This window comes from Psychrobacter sp. 1Y4, from assembly GCF_051847555.1.
Genome location: NZ_JBPYDE010000903.1, coordinates 1 through 575 on the forward strand (window position 1 = coordinate 1; position 575 = coordinate 575).

Sequence of the window (575 nt, forward strand, 5' to 3'; positions counted from 1 at the left end):
TGTCTTCGCACCCCTACCCCATAGATTAAGGATACCTACCATGGATTACGCTACGGCGATTGGTGGCGTTGCTATGTTTACCTTGATCATCATGGGCCTTGTCGCTATTATTTTGGCGGCGCGCTCAAGACTGGTCAGTTCAGGCGATGTTACTATCCATATTAATGATAATCCCGATAATGACGTGGTGACACCAGCAGGCGGTAAACTACTGCAAACGCTAGCGGGCGAAGGCATCTTTTTGTCTTCAGCGTGTGGTGGCGGTGGTACCTGTGCGCAGTGTCGTTGCCGCGTTATTGAAGGTGGCGGGTCTATTTTGCCCACCGAAGAAGGCTACTTTACTCAAGGCGAGATCCGCAATCACATGCGCTTGGCTTGTCAGGTAGCTGTTAAGCAAGACATGAAAATTGAGATTGATCCTGAGTTCTTTGATGTACAGAAATGGGAATGTGAGGTTGTCTCTAATGACAACGTTGCGACTTTCATTAAAGAGCTGGTACTAAAAATTCCAGAAGGCGAAGAAGTAAACTTCCGCGCTGGTGGTTATGTGCAGCTCGAAGCGCCACCGCATGAAG

1 protein-coding gene is annotated in these 575 nt (G+C 48.7%); it reads left to right on the forward strand.

Annotated features, from left to right (window positions below):
- Positions 1-40: 40 nt before the first annotated feature.
- The coding region (locus ACS8FC_RS19505; protein WP_439298004.1) for a 2Fe-2S iron-sulfur cluster-binding protein at positions 41-575 on the forward strand (535 nt) is incomplete at its 3' end.